Genomic DNA, 14,967 nt, shown 5'->3' on the forward strand with positions numbered 1-14,967 from the left:
GCGACGGGCCGGGAGGAGCCACAGGACATGATCTTAGGCACTCTCCGGACGATCGCCGGGCTCAATCGTGATCTTCGCACGCTGTTCGTGACGACGCTGCTGTTCCGGTCGGGCACGATGGCCTTTCCGTTCCTCGCGGTGTATCTGCTGGGGCAAGACCGGTACCGGCCAGCTGAGATAGGTCTGATCGTTGGTGTCTTCGGGGTGGGCGCGCTGCTCGCCGATCTCTCGGCGAGCCTGTTTCTGGGCCGGGTCCGGCCGAGCCTGGTGATGGTGGCCGGTTCGGTTGTCTACGCGCTCGTCCTCGTCGTACTGCCGCTGCTGTCGGGGCTGGTGGTGCTGGTGGGCGCGACCCTGCTCTGGGGAATGGCGTACGAGGTCTATACGCCGGCGGCCTACGCACAGGTCGTCGCCAGCTCACCGCCCAGCGAACGGAAGGTCGCCTTCTCCTGCCATCGGCTGGCGATCAACCTGGGCATGGGCATCGGGCCGGCCATTGGCGGCCTGCTGTTCGCGGTGGCACCAGTGGCGCTCTTCTATATCAACGCGGCCTGTGTGCTGGCTGCGGCGGTCATCCTCTGGCTGTACGGCCCATCGGCCACCCCGCTCCAGCACAGCGCGGCGGAGCGGGTCCGTCTTGTTTCACCCACCCCCCGTGGCGAGCTTCAGTTCTGGACCATCTTCAGTCTGGCCATTCCGGTGCATGTGGCGTACGCCTTGCCGCCCATCCTGCTGAGCGCGTACATCATCGAAGGTCTGGGGCTGCCCGCTTACTGGGCGAGCGTGGTGTTCGTGGTCAACGCGGCCGCGATCGTGCTGTTCGAGGTGCCGCTGAACAAGGCCATGGCCAGCATGTCGCACGCGCGGTCACTACTGATCGGATTCGGACTGGCGGGCGCGGGCTTCGCGCTGATGGGTGTCACGGCCCATGGCGTTCTGCTGGCCTTGATCACTTTGGTGTGGACTGCGGGCGAGATGATCGTGTTTCCCAGTCTGCTCAGCTACGTCAGCCACCTCTCCGACCGATCGGTGGCCAACCGCAACGTCGGCCTCTACTCAGCCGGGGCCAACATCGGTTTCATCGCCGCACCGCAGATCGGCTTGGTGCTCACCTCCGACGACTCGCCAGGAACGCCATGGCTGGTCACCGGGCTGGCCGTGGGTGCCGCGTTCGCACTGATGCTTGGCTCCCGGCTCAGCGAATGGACCTGGCACTCCGATGAGCGGCAGGAGACTGCCCCTGGCCAGCCGGCCCCTGCGGCCAGCCACCGTTCAAGCGAGAACAATCAGGTATGAGTTGAAGGAGCGAGAGATGACGATCGCACAGGAAACCGCCCCGTCGATACCCCCCGACGTCCTGGACTTCTTCACGTCACGACGCGGCGCCTTCGGGGCGATGAACCTCCTTCCCAGCCATCTGCCGACCGAGGCACGCATCCGTCAGCTCGTCAAGAACGTTATGACGGTGGACTACGGCATCGGTATCGCCTATAACGCACCGCTGTATGAGGAGTATCTGCAAAGCTTCGCCGACGAAAGCGCGCGCAGCTGCGGAACGGTAGGGCTGGACAACACCCATGGGAGCGTTTACGCGGATCAGCTGGCCCGGCTGCGGTCGCTGGACGGGACACAGCTGGCGCACGAGGTGTCGAAGGCTTCCACTGACACCATGGAGACGGTCAACCTCTTCATACCCAAGCAGTGCAATATGAGCTGCCGGGGTTGCTATGCGGCGGCCGTTCCCGTCACCACCCGCCCCTACACGGACTCCCTGGTCGAATCGTATTTCCAGGGCAGCCTTGCGATGGCACGCCAGGCCAAGCTGCTGGGCGCGCGCACCGTGTACACATCGGGGGATGGCGAGCCCACGCTCTTCCCCCGCTTCTTCGACCTCCTCGAAGAGTTCCAGAAGCAGGGCATGCAATGGCTGCTGTTCACCGCCGGACTGGCCTTCTCCAGCGAGTCCGCGGCCGAATCGGTGTGGGAGAGCGCCCGCCAGCATCTGCGGGGCGTCAGCCGGGAACGAATCGCCCGGCGTCTGCACGACTTCAGCCGTGATGGGCAGCCGGATCCCACGGTTCGCGCGCTGCTCGCGGAGCTGGCCGAGTACCGGGAACAGGTCCAGATCTACCATTCCCTGTGGAGCCCGGACGCGGCCCGCAACTCCGCGATACGACGCCCCCTGACGGGCGATTACCGGTATGTCACGGTGGACAGCCGCGGCACCGAACTCTCCCTGCCGTCCAGCCTTATCGCCATGATCGACCAGATCTTCACCGGCGATCTGCGGGAACGGCTCGGCATCGAAATGCCGGTGAGTGACATCAGCGTGTTCGATCTGCCCGCTGTCGCCGCCTACGTTGTCGATCGGGGCCTGCGTTCATATTTTGAGCCAACGATCCTTACCGGCCGCAACAAAGCGCGGGACTTGGGCGAGGCGCCGCCCGCCGCTCTCGCCGCGAGCGCCCCACTACTGGTGCGCACCCTGTGTGGATTCCGCAATGTCCATCAGCCCACCGTGAAATATGTGGAGCACCGGGCCGGCAACGGCTTCGCGGCCAGCCCGGGTATGGGGGTGGACACCTCGGATCTCTGGTCCATGGGAGTCCTCGGTCCCTTGATGATCGACGAAGGCGACGACGGACTCTTCTCGGCGGTGCACTCTCCGCTGATGGCCTATGCCAACTATGTGCATATCACCGGATGCAAGTGCAATGACTTCGCCGCTGAGCTGGCCCGTGACAGGGAAACCATCGCTGCCCGCTGGCGGGAGATCAGCGCGGTGATGCCGTCCGGTGGCATCCGGCGGGAGGAGCTGCGGACGAGGCTGCGCGGCGGCGGGATCGGGTGACCGGGCGACGTACCGCCGCCTCCGCACAGCGGGTGACGGTGAGAGCGCGCGTCGTCGGCGGGATATACAACGACGACTGGCTGGAACGCTATGACAGTGTCGCCAACGAAGACGCGGCGATACTCCGGGCTGAGCTGGACGCTGTTGAGGCGTGGTTCAAGCGCCGGGTGGGTGGGATCGGTGAGCGTGTGGCCCAGCACCTCGATCTGGGCACCTGCACGGGTCGCTACCTGCGCTGGGGTATCTCCCGGGGATTCACCTCGGCACACGGGATCGACAAGTCGCGGGCCGCCGTAGCCCGGTGCCGGGCGATGCTCGGCCACGGCCCCATTCAGGTTCACCACGCGGACTTTCTCGACACCGCGGTCTTCAGCTCGCTGTTGCGCCGTCAGGGCCCTTTTGACCTGGTCACCATGATGATGGGAACCATCAATCACCTGGCGGCTGAAGAGCAGCACCAGGTGGTACACGCCCTCGTACCGGCGTTGTCCAGCCAAGGCCATGTGGTGATCTCGTCATGGCGCCCGGGGGCTTGCGCCCTCTCGCTGTACTCCCGGGCGGATCAACGGAGTCTGGGACTGTCAGGGTTCGCCGTGCGGCTGGACGCCGACCGGGTGGGCGAGTTCGGGATACGACTGGCAGAGCGGATGTTCACCCCCTGGCACGAGATACGGGTGTACGAGCCCTGCGGGGCGTAGCGCCGGGATGCGGAACTGGCCAAGCTCCGTGCGGTACTCCCAGTCTTCGCCGTCCTTGAAAAGGCGGCGGTCAGCCGCCGTTCAGCCGCTGTTGATCTGTGGGGGGCGGGGCCAGGGTAGAAGTGGTGGCGGTATGATACGGAGGTGCTGCGGCGAGGAATCGATACAGCCGGAGGCATGTCGCCCGATCGAGGGAGGCGTACTGAAGGAGACACCGTCGCGTGCACCAGTCCGACGGCTGAATTTTGCCCTCCGTATGGACTGATGAGCGGAGCGTGGCGTTTACTGGCCCCCCATATCTCACGTCTGACCAACGGGAGAGGGGGTGACATGCCGGAGACGGCTCGACAACGGATGGCGGCCAGGGGCGAAGTGACTGTGTGGGGGAGTACCGCGTTGCGAGGCGAGCGTACGGAATGGATGGCGGTGCGGCAGCGTCAGCCGCCGCCAGCGGAGAGTGCCGCGGATCGGCCCGCGGCGCTGCGGGCCGCGGTGTCCCGGCTCCGCCGTGCGCTCGCTGGTTATCCGGTCGAGCTGCCGGACCGGGAGATCGCCGAAGAGCAGCTGGCCGCGCTGGACATCATGGCCGCATCGGGTGAGCTCGACCCCGCCCGGCTGCGTCACTCGCTGCTGCTGGTGGTCTCGGCCATGGGCTCCATCAGCGCCCTGGCCGACCCCCTGGCAGAGGTCCGAACCGCAGTAGGCCTCTTCAGCGGCCCCCCACACCAGCGCTAACCGTCCCACCGCGCCGGGGGCACCCACCCAAGCCGCACCGGCGAACCCGAGGCCTGGGGCGAAGCCCCGATATGCGGCGGAGCCGCATATCGGTACAGCCGGGAAGGGGCGGGTCCTGAGGACGAACCGTCCTCAGCCTCTGTCCGAGCCGGTGTTCGTGAGCGCCGTGGACAGCTCCTGGGCAACCTCCTGCAGCACCGGCACAATCTTGTCCGTCGCCGCGTCCGTCACCCGGCCCGCCGGGCCGGAGATCGATACAGCCGCGTCGGTAGGGGAGTCAGGTACCGGCACGGCGATGCAGCGCACGCCGACTTCCTGCTCATTGTCGTCGAACGCGTACCCCCGCTGCCGGGTGAGCTCAAGCGCTTCCAGGAAGCCCTCGGGAGTGGTGATGGTGCGCTCGGTGGCGGCAGGCATACCCGTACGGGCCAGCAGTGCCCGTACCTCATCGGCCGGGTGGTGGGCGAGCAGAGCCTTGCCGACGCCGGTGGAGTGCGGCAGCACCCGGCGCCCCACCTCGGTGAACATCCGCATGGAGTGACGTGAGGGCACCTGGGCGACGTAAACGATCTCATCGCCGTCGAGCAGCGCCATATTCGCTGTCTCGCCGGTCTCCTCGACCAGCCGGTTCAGATAGGGCCGGGCCCAGGTGCCCAGCAGCCGGGACGCGCTCTCGCCGAGCCGGATGAGCCGGGGCCCCAGCGCGTAGCGGCGGTTAGGCTGCTGGCGTACATAGCCGCAGGCGACGAGGGTGCGCATCAGCCGGTGGATGGTGGGCAGCGGCAGACCGCTGCTGCTGGAGAGCTCACTCAGCCCGACCTCACCGCCGGCGTCGGCCATCCGCTCCAGCAGGTCGAAGGCGCGTTCGAGGGACTGCACGCCTCCAGTCGCTGCGGGGGCGGTGCTGGTCTTGCGCTCGGACAGCGGCACGTGGCGTCTTCCTTTCGGGCGGGTGTGGCGCATGCTACCGGTCCGTCGGGGACTCCACAGCGCCTGTCACATGGGGTTCCGGTGGCTTGACCGGCTCCCGGCCGGATGGCGGGGGTGTGCTCTTGGTGATAGCTACCTTCTGTACTGCGAAATATTACTTCCATTCTATGGAATCCTCCAAGTCGCGATCCCTGGCTTCCCGGGTGAGGCTGAAGGGTCTTGACGGGGATGGGTCGAAAGTGAAGACTCTTCAACAGAACGTTGAATTCCACAGTGTGGAATGCGTGGAATGCAGAGGAACGTGGAGAAAAAGGAGGGCCGGTTGTCCGCCACCCAGACCGGTGCAGAGCAGCCCGGCGCAGAGCTCGTACTGCGCTCAACGTGTGTCATCACCCCCGAGGGGGCGCGCGCCGCGTCCGTCGTCGTCGCGGATGGCCGTATCACGGCCGTACTGCCGCATGACAGCGCGGTTCCCGACGGCGCACGGCTGGTGGACGTCGGCGACGACGCACTGCTCCCCGGGCTCGTCGATACGCACGTGCATGTCAATGACCCCGGGCGCACCGAGTGGGAGGGTTTCTGGACGGCCACCCAGGCCGCCGCGGCCGGAGGTATCACCACCCTCCTCGATATGCCGCTCAACAGCCTGCCGCCCACCACCACCGTCGAGCATCTCGCGACCAAGCGGGACGTCGCCCGGAGCAAGGCACATGTGGACACCGGCTTCTGGGGCGGCGCCATTCCGGGCAATGTGAAGGATCTGCGTCCGCTGCACGAGGCGGGGGTCTTCGGCTTCAAGTGCTTCCTCTCTCCCTCCGGCGTTGAGGAGTTCCCGGAGCTGGGACCGGCGGAGCTGGAAGCCGCCATGACAGAGATCGCGGGCTTCGACGGGCTGCTCATCGTGCATGCCGAGGATCCGCACCAGTTGGAACGGGCCCCGCAGGCCGAGGGCCCGAAGTACGCCGACTTTCTCGCCTCCCGGCCGCGCGACGCCGAGAACGACGCCATCGCCCGGCTGATCGCGCTCGCCAGGAAGCTGGACGCCCGGGTGCATGTGCTCCACCTCTCCTCCTGCGACGCGCTGCCGCTTATCGCGGAAGCCAGACAGGCGGGCGTCAAGCTGACCGTGGAGAGCTGTCCGCACTTCCTCACCCTCACCGCCGAGGAAGTCCCTGACGGCGCCACCGAGTTCAAGTGCTGTCCGCCCATCCGCGAGAAGGAGAACCAGGACGCGCTGTGGGCGGGCCTGGCCGATGGAACGATCGACTGTGTCGTCTCCGACCACTCGCCCTGCACCACCGACCTCAAGGTTCCCGACTTCGGCCAGGCCTGGGGCGGAATCTCCTCCCTGCAGCTCGGTCTGCCCGCCATCTGGACCGAGGCCCGCCGCCGCGGCCACACCCTTCAGGACGTGGTCCGCTGGATGTCCACCGCCCCGGCCGAGCTGGCGGGACTGACCCGCAAGGGCGCCATCGAGGTCGGCCGGGACGCCGACTTCGCCGTCCTCGCCCCCGACGAGACCTTCACCGTGGACCCGGCCGAGCTGCACCACCGCAACCAGGTCACCGCCTACGCGGGCAAGACCCTGCACGGCGTCGTACGGTCCAGCTGGCTGGGCGGCAGACAGATCACCGACCACGGTCGTACGACCCAGAAAACCGGCCGACTCATCGAGAGGACAACTGCATGACCGCGGCGCAGAGCCAGCCCGAACTGGCCCGATTCACCGGTGACGCCCAACCGTACGGCGGCGGCGACCCGTACGCCGACTACCGCACCGCCGCTTTCCCGTTCACCCACCTTGCCGATCTGGCTGACCGTCGGCTGGGCGCCGGTGTCATCGCCGCGAACGATGAGTTCTTCGCCCAGCGCGAGAACATGCTCATCCCCGAGCCCGCCGAGTTCGACCCCGAGCACTTCGGTCACAAGGGGAAGATCATGGACGGCTGGGAAACCCGCCGTCGCCGGGGCGTCAGCGCCGAGCAGCCGCACCCGACGGATGAGGACCACGACTGGGCGCTGGTGCGGCTGGGAGCCCCGGGCGTCATCCGGGGCATCGTCGTCGACACGGCCCACTTCCGTGGCAACTATCCGCAGGCTGTCTCCATTGAGGCGACCGCCGCCCCCGGCTCCGCCTCGCCCGAGGACCTGCTGGCCGACGACAAGAAGTGGACGACCGTCGTCCCGCGGACCGCCATCGGCGGCCATGCCGCCAATGGCTTCGCCGTCGACGTCGAACAGCGCTTCACACATCTGCGCGTCAAGCAGCATCCGGACGGTGGTATCGCCCGGCTGCGGGTATACGGCGAAGTCGCCCCCGACCCGGCCTGGCTCGCCGCGCTCGGCACCTTCGACGTTGCCGCGCTCGAGAACGGTGGCGCCGTGCAGGACGCCTCCGACCGCTTCTACTCCCCGGCCACCAATACGATCCAGCCGGGCCGTTCCCGCAAGATGGACGACGGCTGGGAGACCCGCCGCCGCCGTGACAAGGGCAACGACTGGATCCGCTACTCGCTCACCGAGCAGGCCGTGATCCGTGCCGTCGAGATCGACACCGCCTATCTCAAGGGCAACTCGGCCGGCTGGGCCGCCCTGGTGGGCCGGGACGGCGAGGACGGCGAGTGGGTCGAACTGCTGCCGCGCACCCGGATGCAGCCCGACACCGTCCACCGCTTCCTGCTGACGGACGCGCCCGCGGTGACCCACGTCCGCATCGACATTTTCCCGGACGGCGGTATCTCCCGGCTGCGCCTCTTCGGCTCGCTGACGCCGGACGGCGCCGCCCGCCTCAACGCCCGCCACCAGGAACTGGGCGGCGACCAGTAGGACCGCGGCCCCCCCGTTGTGGGCACTCGCAGCCCCGCGAGGGGCTGTGGGTGGGCACAACACCGGCCACCGGCCCGCACCGGGCCACCCCCGGGGCCCCGGGGCGAAGCCCCGGTTTCCGGGAAGGGGCGGGCTTAGGGGAAACCCACCCGCCCGCCCCGGGGCGAAGCCCCGCCACGCGGCGGAGCCGCATATCGGCACAGCCGGGAAGGGGCGGGCTTAGGGGAACCCGCCCGCCCCGGGGGGAGGGGAGCCCCGCTACGCGGCGGCCGCGGGCCCGCGTTACGCGGGCACCGTGACCGGGCGCCCCTCCCGGCGGGACTGCTCACAGGCCTCCGCGACCCGCAAAGCGTGCAGCGCCTCCCGCCCATCGCACGGATTGCCGATCTCACCCCGTACGACCTGGATGAAGGCCGCCAGCTCAGCCTCGTAGGCCGGAGCGAATCGCTCCAGGAAGCCCTGCCAGGGCTTGCCCTCGGCCGGGATCGCCGTTGGCTCCACGGAGGTCAGGGGCGTCCGGGCGTCGACGCCGACGGCGATCTGGTCGCGTTCTCCGGCCAGCTCCATCCGGACGTCGTAGCCCGCGCCGTTCACCCGGGTGGCCGTGGCGGTGGCCAGCGTGCCGTCGTCCAGGGTGAGCACGGCGGCCGCGGTGTCGACATCCCCCGCTTCCTGGAACATCGCCGGGCCTGCGTCGGAGCCGACGGCGTAGACGGAGACCACCTCGCGGCCCGTCACCCAGCGCAGTATGTCGAAGTCATGGACCAGGCAGTCGCGGTAGAGCCCCCCGGAGAGCGGCAGATAGGCCGGGGGCGGCGGCGCCGGGTCGGAGGTGACGGCGCGAACGGTGTGCACCCGGCCCAGCCGGCCGGAGCGCACCGCTTCACGGGCGGCCGTGTAGCCCGCGTCAAAGCGTCGCATAAAGCCGATCTGCAGGACCGTACCGGCGGCTTCCACCTCCGCCAGGACCCTGAGGGTGCCCTCGAGATCGATGGCGATGGGCTTTTCGCAGAAGGTGGGCAGCCCGGCCTGGGCCGCCGCGCTGATCAGTTCGGCATGGGAGGCCGTGGCGGAGGCGATCACCACCGCGTCGGGCTCCTCGGCGAGCAGATCAGCGGGGGAGGGGAGGGCGGTGGCGTTCAGAGGCGCCGCGACCTCGGCGGCGCGGGCCGCGTCCGCGTCGGCGACGAGCAGTCCGGTCACCCCGGGGAGGGAGCGGAGCGTACGAGCGTGAAAGGAGCCGATGCGGCCCGTTCCGATGAGTCCAATTCGCATGCCCCCACGCTGACCCCTGCGGACAGGTGATGTCAACGTTTTGTCCTGACATTCAAACTTTCCACTTCCCGTGCCGGAGCCTGGGGGCTAGGCTCACCCTGTGGCGAAGAATGAAGTGGCTGACCTCCAATTCAGCGTGGACCGCAGTAGCCCGGTGCCGCTGTACTTCCAGCTCTCTCAGCAGCTCGAAACCGCCATCGAGCAAGGCAAGCTCTCCCCTGGCAGTCTGCTCGGCAATGAGATCGACCTCGCCGGGCGGCTTGGTCTCTCCCGCCCCACCGTGCGGCAGGCGATACAGGCCCTGGTCGACAAGGGACTGCTGGTCCGCCGCCGGGGCATCGGCACCCAGGTGGTGCACAGCCAGGTCAAACGCCCCCTTGAGCTGAGCAGCCTCTACGACGACCTGGAGGCCGCCGGACAGCGTCCCGCCACCCAGGTGCTGCGGCTGGAGACCGAGGAGGCCACCGCCGAGGTCGCCGCGGCCCTCGGGGTCGCCGAGGGCACCGAGGTTCGCCTCATCGAGCGGCTCCGGCTGACCCATGGCGAGCCCATGGCCTATCTGCGCAACCACATCCCCGTTGATCTGCTCAACCTGGACAGCGCCGAGCTGGAGACCACCGGGCTCTACCGGCTGATGCGGGGAGCCGGAATCACCCTGCACAGCGCCCGCCAGTCGGTTGGCGCCCGAGCCGCCAGCGCCACAGAGGGCGACCTGCTGGGCGAGGTGGAGGGCGCGCCGCTGCTCACCATGCAGCGCACCACCTACGACGACACCGGCAAGGCGGTCGAGTACGGCTCGCATATGTACCGGGCCTCGCGCTACTCCTTCGACTTCCAACTGCTCGTACGCGGCTGACCAACCGCTGACCAACCCCCGCGCAGCGCCCGCGCAGCACCCGTGCGACCCCGCCGAGCAGCGGTAACGGATACTTGTGCGGCCGGGCCCGGCCATCACCCCCAGGTGCCCCGGCGAAAACCGGATCCGTATCGGGAGGGCAAGACCGAGTGGCCAGCGTGGAGAGATATCGCAGGAGCGCACGGACCAGGGCGGCCGTGATCGCGGCCACGCTGGCACTGGCCGTACCCCTGGCGGGCTGCAGCAGCACCGGCGGCAAACGGGCCGAGGAGAAGCGGGCGCAGGCCGCTGGGGGACAGTCCGCGGTGGACACGCCCCGGTGGAAGTTCGCCATGGTCACCCACTCCGGAGACGGCGACACCTTCTGGGACATCGTGCAGAACGGCGCCAAGCAGGCAGCCGTCAAGGACAACATCGAGTTCCTCTACTCGCACGACAAGGAGGCGGGCAAGCAGGTCCAGCTCGTGCAGACCCGGATCGACCAGAAGGTCGACGGGCTGATCGTCACGCTCGCCAAGCCGGACGCGATGAAGGCGGTCGTGCAGAAGGCGGTCAGAGCGGGCATACCGGTGATCACCATCAACTCGGGCCAGGATCTGTCCAAGGACTTCGGCGCGCTCGCCCATATCGGCCAGGACGAGGTCACGGCGGGCGAAGCCGTTGGCGAGGAGCTGAATGAGCGCGGCCGTAAGAAGGCCGTCTGTGTCCTGCATGAGCAGGGCAACGTCGGCCATGAGGAACGCTGCGACGGGGTACGGAAGACCTTCGGCGGCACCGTGCAGAACCTCTATGTCGACGGCACCAATATGCCCGGCGTCGAGTCCTCCCTGGAGGCCAAGCTCCAGGCGGACAGTGTCATCGACAGCATCGTCACCCTCGGTGCCCCGTTCGCACCGACCGCTGTCAAAGCCGCCGAACAGGCGGGCAGTAAGGCGGAGGTGGCCACCTTTGACCTCAATGCCCAGGCAGTCAGGGGACTGCGGGACGGCAGCATCGGCTTCGCCGTGGACCAGCAGCCGTATCTGCAGGGCTATGAGGCCATCGACCTGCTGTGGCTCTACAAGTACAACGCCGACATGCTCGGCGGCGGTCAGCCGGTCCTCACCGGCCCGCAGATTCTGACCCGGCAGGACGCCGCCGCCCTGGAGAAGTACACCTCCCGGGGGACCCGATGACGACGGACACCGCCGAAGCCCCGGCGCCAGCGGTGGACGAGCGGCTTGTCCACCGCTCACTGCCGCACAGACTGCTCGGCCGCCCCGAGCTGGGCGCGGTCGTCGGCGCCGTAGCGGTGTTCCTCTTCTTCGCGGTCACCGCCGACAGCTTTCTGCGGATGGCCAGCCTCTCCACCGTGCTGTACGCCTCCTCCACCATCGGCATCATGGCGGTGCCGGTGGCGCTGCTGATGATCGGTGGGGAGTTCGACCTCTCCACGGGCGTCATGGTGACGACATCGGCGCTGGTCTCCTCGATGTTCAGCTACCGGATGACCGCCAACGTCTGGGTCGGCGTCGCGGTGTCGCTGCTGGCCACCCTGGCGATCGGCGTTTTCAACGGCTGGATGCTCACCCGCACCAAGCTGCCGAGCTTCATCATCACCCTCGGCACCTTTCTGATGCTGACCGGTCTCAATCTCGGTTTCACCAAGCTGATCAGCGGCACTGTCTCCACCAAGAGCATCGGCGATATGGACGGCTTTGCGTCGGCCCGCGCGCTGTTCGCCTCCCAGCTGAGCCTCGGCGGCGTCACGCTGCGGATCACCGTCGTCTGGTGGCTGGTGCTCATCATGGTGGCCACCTGGATTCTGCTGCGCACCCGCGCGGGCAACTGGATCTTCGCGGTCGGCGGCGGCGCGGACGCGGCTCGCGCGGTCGGTGTCCCCGTCGCCGGAACCAAGATCGGCCTCTATATGGGGGTAGCCCTCTGCGCCTGGATCTCCGGCCAGCATCTGCTGTTCAGCTATGACGTCGTACAGTCCGGCGAGGGCGTCGGCAACGAGCTGATCTATATCGCCGCGGCCGTCATCGGCGGCTGTCTGCTCACCGGCGGCTACGGCTCCGCGGTCGGCGCGGCCGTCGGCGCCCTGATCTTCGGCATGGCCAGCAAGGGCATCGTGTACGCCCAGTGGGACCCGGACTGGTTCAAGTTCTTCCTGGGGGCGATGCTGCTGCTCGCCACCCTGCTCAACGCATGGATCCGTAAGCGGGCGGAGGCCAGCGCATGACCCACGAGAAGCTCACCGGGCCCACGCTGGTCTCGCTGGCGGACGTCAGCAAGTTCTACGGCAGCGTCCGCGCCCTGGAGGGGATCTCGCTGGACGTCCGGGCCGGTGACGTCACCTGTGTCCTGGGCGACAACGGAGCCGGTAAGTCCACGCTCATCAAGATCATCTCTGGGCTGCACCAGCAGACTCGCGGCAGCTATCGCATCGCGGGCGAGGAAGTCTGTCTGGGTTCCCCGCGCGAGGCCCTGGACCGGGGTATCGCCACCGTCTACCAGGACCTCGCCGTGGTTCCGCTGATGCCCGTCTGGCGGAACTTCTTCCTCGGCTCCGAGCCGCGCAAGGGCTGGGGCCCGTTCCGCCGGATGGACACGGCGCGGATGCGCCGCATCACCCGCGGCGAGCTGCTGCGGATGGGAATCGACCTGCGCGATGTGGACCAGCCGATCGGCACCCTCTCGGGTGGTGAGCGGCAGTGCGTCGCCATCGCCCGCGCGGTGTACTTCGGCGCCAAGGTGCTCGTCCTCGACGAACCCACCGCCGCCCTGGGCGTCAAGCAGTCCGGCGTCGTACTGAAGTATGTCGCCGCCGCCCGGGACGCCGGTCTCGGCGTCGTCCTGATCACCCACAACCCGCACCACGCCTACCTCGTCGGTGACCGCTTCATCCTGCTCAAGCGCGGCGCGATGGCGGGGAGCTACGCCAAGGACGAGATCGGTCTCGATGAGCTCACCCGTCAGATGGCGGGCGGCAGTGAACTGGAACAGCTCAGCCACGAGCTCGAGCGCGCCCCCGCTCCCGAGCACTTCGGCAGCGATACGTAAGGCACAATCGAGCTGATGAGTACGTACCGTGACCGCACGCACCGAAGCTCCGCCAGAGCCACCGTGCTGCGTACCGTCGCCACCCGTGAGCGGCGCTCCTACCTGTCCGCGCCGCGCGTGCCCACCGTGGGCATCGACATCGGCGGTACGAAGGTGATGGCGGGAGTCGTCGACGCGGACGGCACCATCCTGGAGAAGGTCCGCACCGAGACCCCGGACAAGTCCAAGAGCCCCCAGGTCGTCGAGGACACCATCACCGAGCTCGTGCTCGACCTCTCCGACCGGCACGATGTCCACGCGGTGGGCATCGGAGCCGCCGGCTGGGTCGACGCCGACCGCTCCCGGGTGCTCTTCGCCCCGCATCTGTCCTGGCGCGACGAACCGCTGCGCGAAGCCCTCCAGGCACGGCTCGCGGTCCCGGTCATGGTCGACAACGATGCCAACACCGCCGCGTGGGGCGAGTGGCGCTTCGGCGCGGGCCGGGGCGAGGACCACCTCGTCATGATCACCCTGGGTACCGGCATCGGGGGCGCCATACTCGAGGACGGCAAGGTCAAGCGGGGCAAGTACGGGGTCGCGGGTGAGTTCGGCCATATGCAGGTCGTCCCCGGCGGCCACCGCTGCCCCTGCGGCAACCGCGGCTGCTGGGAGCAGTACAGCTCCGGCAACGCCCTGGTCCGGGAGGCCCGGGAACTGGCCGCCGCCGACTCCCCGGTCGCGTACAGCATCATCGAACGGGTCAAGGGCAATATCGCCGAGATCACCGGACCGCTCATCACCGAGCTGGCCCGCGAGGGCGACGCCATGTGCGTCGAGCTGCTGCAGGACATCGGCCAGTGGCTCGGCATCGGCATCGCCAATCTCGCCGCCGCCCTCGACCCCTCCTGCTTTGTCATCGGCGGCGGGGTCAGCGCCGCCGATGAGCTGCTGATCGACCCCGCCCGGGAAGCCTTCCGCCGCCATCTCACCGGCCGCGGCTACCGCCCCGAGGCCCGTATCGCCCAAGCCCAGCTCGGCCCGGAGGCGGGCATGGTCGGCGCCGCCGACCTCGCCCGGCTGGTGGCCCGCCGCTTCCGCCGGGCGAACCGCCGCCGTCTGGAGCGGTACGAGCGCTATGAACGCGCCGCCGCCAATCTGCGGCTGGCGCCGCGCGGCCGGACGGTGGACCGTTGACCGCCGAGGACCCCGTGAACGTCTCGCCCCGCCCCCCGCGCAGCCTCCTCCTCCGCCGCTGGCTGACCGCGGTGATCGTCGTGCTGCTCATCGCCATCCCGGCCGGGTATCTGGTGCTCTCCGCGCACCAGAGCCGGGACAGCGGCAAGGACAAGGAACAGACCGCTTCCGCCACGGGTCTTGTCTGGCAGTGGCCCAGCCGGGCCACCCGCCGGATCTACGATGTGCCGATCCCGGGCGGGGCGACCTATGTGGCGTACTTCGAGACCAACTCCTGGAAGCGGAGCTCGCTCTACGTCCAGTTCCGCACCTCCCCGGAGCGGCTCGACAGCTTCCTCGAACAGGTCGGCACCAACCGCTCCGAGCTGGCCGGAGACCACACCACCATCCCCGTTCGGCAGGCCGACGTGGTGGGCTGGAATCTCCGCACCCCCGGCCACACCTATGCGGGCACCACCGTCGCACAGCCCGGGCACCGGCCCGATCTGGCGATAACCGTTGACCTCACCAAGCCGGAGCGGCCCCATGTCTATGTGGTGTCCACGGCCGAGTTCTGAGCCGCGCTTAACAGTGGGTAG

General features: G+C 68.5%; 14 protein-coding genes. 12 read left to right on the plus strand and 2 right to left on the minus strand.

The genetic code is table 11. The features are described 5' to 3' along the window. Window positions 1–27: 27 nt before the first annotated feature. The 4 genes from test1122_RS23025 to test1122_RS23040 all read left to right on the plus strand — a co-directional run bounded on the left by test1122_RS23025 (window position 28) and on the right by test1122_RS23040 (window position 4,284). Window positions 28–1,296, plus strand: a complete 1,269-nt coding sequence (locus tag test1122_RS23025; RefSeq protein ID WP_232271078.1) for an MFS transporter — start codon at window positions 28–30, stop codon at window positions 1,294–1,296. Between the two features lie 16 nt (window positions 1,297–1,312). Continuing rightward, window positions 1,313–2,851, plus strand: a complete 1,539-nt coding sequence (locus tag test1122_RS23030) for a radical SAM protein (protein WP_232271079.1) — start codon at window positions 1,313–1,315, stop codon at window positions 2,849–2,851. Next, complete coding sequence (locus test1122_RS23035) at window positions 2,848–3,549, plus strand: class I SAM-dependent methyltransferase (RefSeq protein ID WP_232271080.1); 702 nt, start codon at window positions 2,848–2,850, stop codon at window positions 3,547–3,549. The genes test1122_RS23030 and test1122_RS23035 overlap by 4 nt, the downstream gene beginning before the upstream one ends. 396 nt (window positions 3,550–3,945) lie before the next feature. Beyond that, entirely contained in the window at window positions 3,946–4,284 is a 339-nt protein-coding gene (locus test1122_RS23040) for a DUF5955 family protein (protein ID WP_338423563.1), read from the plus strand. Between the two features lie 132 nt (window positions 4,285–4,416). On the opposite strand, the gene test1122_RS23045 is transcribed toward test1122_RS23040, so the two are convergent. Further along, the gene (locus test1122_RS23045; RefSeq protein ID WP_232271081.1) at window positions 4,417–5,214 is read right to left on the minus strand and encodes an IclR family transcriptional regulator; all 798 of its coding nucleotides are present in this window, start codon (window positions 5,212–5,214) and stop codon (window positions 4,417–4,419) included. Between the two features lie 289 nt (window positions 5,215–5,503). Between test1122_RS23045 and allB the strand changes: the two genes are divergently transcribed. Next, window positions 5,504–6,904, plus strand: coding sequence for an allantoinase AllB (allB, locus tag test1122_RS23050; protein ID WP_232271082.1), 1,401 nt, complete (start codon window positions 5,504–5,506; stop codon window positions 6,902–6,904). Continuing rightward, window positions 6,901–8,040: an allantoicase gene (gene alc, locus test1122_RS23055; protein WP_232271083.1), complete on the plus strand. Its 1,140-nt coding sequence runs from the start codon at window positions 6,901–6,903 to the stop codon at window positions 8,038–8,040. The genes allB and alc overlap by 4 nt, the downstream gene beginning before the upstream one ends. A 282-nt stretch (window positions 8,041–8,322) precedes the next feature. Here the strand turns inward: alc and test1122_RS23060 are convergent, their stop codons facing one another. Then, a complete protein-coding gene (locus tag test1122_RS23060) occupies window positions 8,323–9,315 on the minus strand; it encodes a Gfo/Idh/MocA family protein (RefSeq protein ID WP_232271084.1) in 993 nt (330 codons plus the stop codon). A gap of 100 nt (window positions 9,316–9,415) precedes the next feature. On the opposite strand from test1122_RS23060, the gene test1122_RS23065 reads away from it, so the two are divergent. The 6 genes from test1122_RS23065 to test1122_RS23090 all read left to right on the plus strand — a co-directional run bounded on the left by test1122_RS23065 (window position 9,416) and on the right by test1122_RS23090 (window position 14,946). Continuing rightward, window positions 9,416–10,171, plus strand: coding sequence for a GntR family transcriptional regulator (locus test1122_RS23065; RefSeq protein ID WP_232271085.1), 756 nt, complete (start codon window positions 9,416–9,418; stop codon window positions 10,169–10,171). 197 nt (window positions 10,172–10,368) lie between these two features. After that, complete coding sequence (locus test1122_RS23070; protein WP_232271086.1) at window positions 10,369–11,346, plus strand: sugar ABC transporter substrate-binding protein; 978 nt, start codon at window positions 10,369–10,371, stop codon at window positions 11,344–11,346. Continuing rightward, window positions 11,343–12,395: an ABC transporter permease gene (locus tag test1122_RS23075; RefSeq protein ID WP_232271087.1), complete on the plus strand. Its 1,053-nt coding sequence runs from the start codon at window positions 11,343–11,345 to the stop codon at window positions 12,393–12,395. The genes test1122_RS23070 and test1122_RS23075 overlap by 4 nt, the downstream gene beginning before the upstream one ends. Next, window positions 12,392–13,216 (plus strand): ATP-binding cassette domain-containing protein, encoded by an 825-nt coding sequence (locus tag test1122_RS23080; protein ID WP_232271088.1) that lies wholly within the window; start codon window positions 12,392–12,394, stop codon window positions 13,214–13,216. Before test1122_RS23075 ends, test1122_RS23080 begins: the two co-directional genes overlap by 4 nt. Window positions 13,217–13,231: 15 nt before the next feature. Further along, window positions 13,232–14,389 carry an ROK family glucokinase gene (locus test1122_RS23085; RefSeq protein ID WP_232271089.1) on the plus strand — a complete coding sequence of 386 codons (1,158 nt, stop codon included), beginning with the start codon at window positions 13,232–13,234 and terminating at the stop codon, window positions 14,387–14,389. Continuing rightward, entirely contained in the window at window positions 14,386–14,946 is a 561-nt protein-coding gene (locus tag test1122_RS23090; protein ID WP_232271090.1) for a hypothetical protein, read from the plus strand. The genes test1122_RS23085 and test1122_RS23090 overlap by 4 nt, the downstream gene beginning before the upstream one ends. Window positions 14,947–14,967: the final 21 nt, after the last annotated feature.

Origin of the sequence: Streptomyces gobiensis (genome assembly GCF_021216675.1) — a bacterium.
Taxonomy (GTDB): domain Bacteria; phylum Actinomycetota; class Actinomycetes; order Streptomycetales; family Streptomycetaceae; genus Streptomyces; species Streptomyces gobiensis.

Coding starts and splice junctions, on each gene's coding strand:
- allB (WP_232271082.1), top strand. CDS start 5,504: ATGCAGAGGAACGTGGAGAAAAAGGAGGGCCGGTTGTCCGCCACCCAG.
- test1122_RS23080 (WP_232271088.1), top strand. CDS start 12,392: ATGACCCACGAGAAGCTCACCGGGCCCACGCTGGTCTCGCTGGCGGAC.
- test1122_RS23025 (WP_232271078.1), top strand. CDS start 28: ATGATCTTAGGCACTCTCCGGACGATCGCCGGGCTCAATCGTGATCTT.
- test1122_RS23085 (WP_232271089.1), top strand. CDS start 13,232: ATGAGTACGTACCGTGACCGCACGCACCGAAGCTCCGCCAGAGCCACC.
- test1122_RS23075 (WP_232271087.1), top strand. CDS start 11,343: ATGACGACGGACACCGCCGAAGCCCCGGCGCCAGCGGTGGACGAGCGG.
- test1122_RS23060 (WP_232271084.1), bottom strand. CDS start 9,315: ATGCGAATTGGACTCATCGGAACGGGCCGCATCGGCTCCTTTCACGCT.
- test1122_RS23030 (WP_232271079.1), top strand. CDS start 1,313: ATGACGATCGCACAGGAAACCGCCCCGTCGATACCCCCCGACGTCCTG.
- alc (WP_232271083.1), top strand. CDS start 6,901: ATGACCGCGGCGCAGAGCCAGCCCGAACTGGCCCGATTCACCGGTGAC.